General features: G+C 46.1%; 5 protein-coding genes. 4 read left to right on the plus strand and 1 reads right to left on the minus strand.

Annotation, left to right across the window (positions count from 1 at the left end):
• The 3 genes from ACLTL4_RS10705 to ACLTL4_RS10715 form a co-directional block, all read left to right on the plus strand.
• Positions 1 to 1039, plus strand: a 1039-nt coding sequence (locus ACLTL4_RS10705; protein ID WP_412320527.1) for an LCP family protein, incomplete at its 5' end; no start/stop codon positions are given.
• Positions 1040 to 1058: 19 nt separating this feature from the next.
• Positions 1059 to 2006 (plus strand): glycosyltransferase family 2 protein, encoded by a 948-nt coding sequence (locus ACLTL4_RS10710; RefSeq protein ID WP_412290687.1) that lies wholly within the window; start codon positions 1059 to 1061, stop codon positions 2004 to 2006.
• Between the two features lie 114 nt (positions 2007 to 2120).
• Complete coding sequence (locus ACLTL4_RS10715) at positions 2121 to 4007, plus strand: S1C family serine protease (RefSeq protein WP_412290685.1); 1887 nt, start codon at positions 2121 to 2123, stop codon at positions 4005 to 4007.
• A 172-nt stretch (positions 4008 to 4179) separates the two neighbouring features.
• Here ACLTL4_RS10715 and ACLTL4_RS10720 read toward each other — a convergent pair whose 3' ends face one another.
• Positions 4180 to 4569 carry a BlaI/MecI/CopY family transcriptional regulator gene (locus tag ACLTL4_RS10720; RefSeq protein WP_022119971.1) on the minus strand — a complete coding sequence of 130 codons (390 nt, stop codon included), beginning with the start codon at positions 4567 to 4569 and terminating at the stop codon, positions 4180 to 4182.
• 340 nt (positions 4570 to 4909) lie between these two features.
• Here ACLTL4_RS10720 and ACLTL4_RS10725 point away from each other — a divergent pair, with 340 nt between their 5' ends.
• Positions 4910 to 5578: an AEC family transporter gene (locus tag ACLTL4_RS10725; protein ID WP_412320528.1), complete on the plus strand. Its 669-nt coding sequence runs from the start codon at positions 4910 to 4912 to the stop codon at positions 5576 to 5578.
• The last annotated feature ends 48 nt before the right edge of the window (positions 5579 to 5626 follow it).

The following is a 5626-nucleotide window of genomic DNA, read 5'->3' on the forward strand; positions in this document are numbered from 1 at the left end:
GTACTATGAACAGAATGACAGAAGAAAACGTGCAGCAAAGAAAAAGAAGAGAAAACGGATCACGTTTATCATTGAAATCCTGATCCTTGTACTTCTGGCAGCCGGACTGTTTGTTGCTGCAAAGGTCGGCAAGATCAAACGTGCCGATGTATCAAAAGGTGACATTGTGATCAATGACAATGTCAACCTGAAAGGCTATACAAACATTGCACTGTTCGGTGTGGACTCCAGAGAGGGAAGCCTTGACAAAGAGGCTCACAGTGATACCATTCTGATCGCAAGCATCAACAACAAGACAAAAGATGTCAAACTGGTGTCTGTTTACCGCGATACTTACCTGGACAATACAAACGGAGAGTACCGCAAGGCGACCGAATGTTATTATTTCGGCGGACCTTCCCGTGCGATCAGCATGCTGAACAAAAACCTGGATCTGGATATCACGGATTTTGTCACCGTAGATTTCACGGCAGTTGCCGATGTGGTCGATGCACTTGGCGGCATTGACATCGATGTGCAGGAGGACGAGATTGTACATCTGAACAATTATCAGGTAGAGGGTTCCCAGGTGACCGGCAAAGAGATCGTTCCGGTCGAATATGCAGGACTTCAGACCTTAAACGGACTTCAGGCACTGTCTTACTGCCGTATCCGTTACACGGAAGGAAGCGATTTCAAACGTACCGAAAGACAGCGTACCGTTCTTCAGAAGATCCTGGAGAAGGCAAAAAGTGCCGATCTTCTGACACTGAACAATCTGATCGACAACGTGGCCGGCAATATGATGACAAGCCTTGGCAACACAGAGCTGCTCTCCCTGGCAAAAGATGTTTCTTCTTATAATCTGACAGACCAGACAGGATTTCCGTTTAATTTAACGGCAGCAAATCTTCAGGCAGGAGACTGCGTGGTGGCAGTCGATCTGGCAGACAATGTACGTCAGCTTCACCAGTGGCTGTTCGATGACAGCAGTTATGAACCATCCGATTCCGTGCAGGAGATCAGCTGGCAGATCATCAACGATACAGGAATACAGTAAACAAGAAAGTAGGGAGAATGTGAAAAAAACGGTAGATGTTGTGATTCCGAGCTATAAACCGGATCATAAATTTGACCGGCTGATGCATATGCTTCAGAAACAGACTTATCCGATCGGGACGATCCTGATCGTAAATACGGAAGAAAAGTTCTTTCCGGAAAAAGGATATGAAACGTGGCAGAATGTACAGATCCGGCATATAGAGACAGAAGATTTTGACCACGGCGGTACCAGAGATGGTGCCGCCTCCCTGCTTGACGGGGATCTGATCTTATTTATGACGCAGGATGCCGTCCCGGCAGATGTTTATCTGGTGGAAAAACTGGTATCCGCTTTTGAAAAGGAAAAGGTGGCGGCAGCCTATGCAAGACAGCTGCCGGACAAAGACTGCGATATCATCGAGCGTTATACGAGAAGTTTTAATTATCCGAAAGAGAGCAGCGTAAAAACAAAAGCAGACTTAGACCGTCTGGGGATCAAAACGTTTTTCTGTTCGAATGTCTGTGCGATGTACCGCAGAAGCATTTACGAAAAGCTGGGAGGTTTCGTAAAGCACACCATTTTCAATGAAGATATGATATTTGCGGGAAAACTGATCCAGGAAGGTTATGCCATTGCCTATGTTGCAGAAGCAAGAGTGGTTCATTCCCACAACTATACAAATCGCCAGCAGCTGCACCGGAACTTTGATCTGGCAGTGTCCCAGGCGGATCACCCGGAGATTTTTGCCATGGCAAAATCAGAAAGTGAAGGGATTCGCATGGTGAAGGCGACCGCAGCGTATCTGATCTCACAGAGAAAGCCGTATCTCATTCCGGTTCTGGGGATGCGAAGTGCAAGCAAACTGCTCGGTTATAGGCTTGGCAGGTCCTATCAGAAACTGCCGGAAAAAATAGTTTTACACTTTACAGGAAATAAGAGTTATTGGGAGAAGAAAAAGAAACTTCAGTCAAGATGTAAAAATTAAGCGATTTTGTCACACTTTGAACACAAACGACTGCTATACTTTCATACCATACAGAAAAAATGTGGCCTGATAGAAAAGTCAGACGCAAAATAGCGATAAGAGGAGGATTTGGTCATGTATGATGAATTTGATAATAAAGAAAATGAAGACCGCTACGATCCAAAGCAGCCATCCGCAGAGGATGAAGTGAAAACCGGGCAGATGTACGGGGAAGAAGATCAGCTGTCAGAAACCGAAGAGGTACAGGCATCGACAGCGGAAGAAACCGAAGCATCCGCAGAATCCGGGGAGCAGTCATCTGTTTACCATTACAGCTACGAAAGAGGCGAACAGGCAGAGCCGACAGGCAGCACACAGAACTCACAGCAGTATGGTTCATCAGAGCATCATGCAGAAGAGCATATTAACGAAGAAAAGAAAGGATACCGTCAGTACTATCAGAATGGCGAGTATCACCAGAGAGAAGACGGATGGCATGACGGCGTTTACCAAAATCATCCGCAGCAGAAACATTCGCTGGAAAGCGGCGGGAAAAAGCCGTTTGGCACAGGCAAGAAGATCGCAGTTGCTTTAGGATGTGCAGCCGTATTCGGTCTGGTGCTTGGTGTGACGTTCGGAACGATCGATTCCAAAAAATCCGTGAGCAGTCTTGTGGCAGAAAGCGAGACTATCTCATCCGGTGAGACTGAGCAGAGAGCAGAGCTGCAGACACAGGCAGCCGGTGATGCAGATAACAGCCAGAGTGTCACACAGAGCGTCTCAGCAGCCGGCGATGTTTCTGAGATCGCAGAGAATGCGATGCCATCCATCGTAGCAATCACAAACAAAGGCGTAGAAGAAGTACAGAGCATGTTTTTCGGAACAACACAGTATCAGGAAACAGAAAGTGCCGGTTCCGGTGTGATCATTGCCAAGACAGATAAAGAGCTTCTGATCGCTACCAACAACCATGTGGTGGACGGAGCAGAAGAACTGAGCGTCTGCTTTACCGTGGATACGGAAAACACCGATGATGCCGTCGTAAAAGCACAGGTAAAAGGTACGGATTCGGACCATGACCTGGCCGTTGTGGCAGTCAGTCTTTCTGATATTTCCGAAGATGTACAGAGCAAACTGAAAGTTGCTGTTATGGGTGACTCCGATAAACTGAAAATCGGCAATCAGGTGATCGCGATCGGTAATGCACTCGGATACGGACAGTCTCTGACGGTAGGTTACATCAGTGCCCTGAACCGGGAAGTGACGATCGATAATGTCAGCAACAATATGATCCAGACGGATGCAGCGATCAACTTTGGTAACAGCGGCGGTGCACTGCTCGATGCGAACGGCAATCTGATCGGTATCAATTCCGCAAAGGCAGCAGATACCGGCGTGGAGGGTATGGGATATGCGATCCCGATCAATACAGCTTCTCCGATCCTGGATGAGCTGATGAACCGTACGACCAGAGCAAAAGTAACGGACAGCGAAGAACTTGGTTTCCTCGGTGTTGATGCAAGAGATGTATCCGAAGAAGCACGTCAGATCTACAATCTGCCGGCAGGTGCATTTGTATACAGCGTAGTAGAAGGTTCTCCGGCAGAAAAAGCAGGCATCAAGAAAGGTGACATCATCACAAAACTGGATGGCATCACGATTTCTTCCAGAAATGAACTGTTTTCACGCATGGAGTATTACAAAGCAGGTGAGACGATCGATGTGGTTGTCAAGACAGCACAGGGCGGAGAATATGTAGAGAATACCTTCTCTGTCACACTGGCAAAGAAGAGTGAGTACACTTCTTCCTCAGATGGTAGCTCAGATTCTTCAGGTTCACAGAGTCAGGATCAGGGAAACAGCCAGGATAACAGTCAGGGACAGGATAATGGACAGAGCCAGCCGCGTCAGTATTATGAATATGACGGCAATGGAAGCGATGGATACAGTGGAAACGGAGGAAACAGCGGAAGCGACAGTTACGATTCTCTTGAAGATTTCTTCCGTCAGTTCCAGCAGTAATCTTAAGCCGACAGAAAATATGTAAAAAGAAAAGGAGCTCACATTCAAGTGAACTCCTTTTCCTGTGTCCGTCAGGCTTTTCCAGAAGAAAAGCTGACGCATACACAAGTGTACCACACAACTATAGTAATTTGTAATATTCATACGTACTCTTGCACTCCCCTCTGAATGGCTATTTTACAGTATCATTCAGAATAGCGATAATTGCGTCAGCATCTTCTTTTGTGATATTATCGCTCTTTGCATAAGCTGTTACAAATTTTACAAGAGAATTGTCATAAGCATCCTCCAGAATCTCCTTTGCATGGAACTCACGGTAAGCATCGCGGGAAATTGCCGGGATGTAAGTAGTTCTGCGACGGGAGCCTTCTGTTCTCAGGAAACCCTGCTCCATCAAGATCGTCAGGTAAGTGTAAAGAGTCTGGCGTTTCCAGTCTCTTCCTTTCACTTCTGTGAAATGTTTGTAAATTTCACGGAAAGAAGTACCTTCTGGGAAATCCCACAGATAATCCATGATCAGCTTGGTTGTAGCAGTAAGATTGTAAGTAGAAATAGAAATCACCTCCTAAAATTTTATATCCCTATACTACTATTCTGATAAGGGAAATGCAAGTATAATTTACAATTTTTGTGAAAAATTTTTGAAATTGTGTACAAAAAAGAAGCATTGCTATAGGATTTATAGCATATGGAGATCGGGGGCAAAATGTAAAATAAAAATGGAAGAAGGAGCGATCCGCAGGCTGGTCTGAAACGCAATCGCTGATATGCACTGGAAAAAAGCGAAGGGACATGGTATAGTATACATCGGACGTGAGATGCCCCGCTTCTGCAGGCGGTGAGCAGCAGGTTTTCTTGAACAGGCTGTCATGAAAAAACTGCAGAGATTGGAGTTTTGTTTTATGAGTAATTTGATGTTTTGCCTGAATGCAACGATGCCGATCTTCCTGACGATGATGCTCGGATATGCATTTCGAAAGTGGCATATCATGGACGGATCGTTTGTCGATAAGATGAACAGCTTTGTATTTAAGGTGGCACTTCCGGTGCTGGTATTCCAGGATCTGGCGACCGTTGATTTTTTTGAAGCCTGGGACTGGAAATTTGTAGTGTTTTGTTTCCTTGCTACGTTAATCAGTATTACAGCGGTAACATTACTGTCCTTTCTTTTGAAAGATAAGAGCCTGCAGGGTGAGTTTATCCAGGCATCTTACCGGAGCAGTGCGGCGATCTTCGGAATTGCCTTTATCCAGAACATTTACGGTGAGGCAGGCATGGGACCTTTGATGATTGTGGCAAGTGTGCCGCTTTATAACATTATGGCGGTTGTAGTACTGACCGTAATGCGGCCGGAACGCGGCAGGGTAAACGGAGCACTGATACGCAAAACGTTACACGGGATCATCACCAATCCGATCATTGTCGGGATCCTGACGGGCGTTGTGTGGTCTGTTTTAAAACTTCCGATGCCGGTGATCCTTGAAAAAACAGTAAAAAATGTAGCAGTGCTTGCAACGCCGCTCGGACTGATGGCGATGGGGGCATCGATCGAGTTCAAAGGAGATTTCTAAAATATGCGGCCGGTGATCCTGGCCTTTCTATTAAAGTTTGTGATCCTG

This window comes from Hominisplanchenecus sp., from assembly GCF_046967715.1.
Lineage (GTDB): Bacteria > Bacillota > Clostridia > Lachnospirales > Lachnospiraceae > Hominisplanchenecus > Hominisplanchenecus faecis.

Coding starts and splice junctions, on each gene's coding strand:
- ACLTL4_RS10725 (WP_412320528.1), top strand. CDS start 4,910: ATGAGTAATTTGATGTTTTGCCTGAATGCAACGATGCCGATCTTCCTG.
- ACLTL4_RS10715 (WP_412290685.1), top strand. CDS start 2,121: ATGTATGATGAATTTGATAATAAAGAAAATGAAGACCGCTACGATCCA.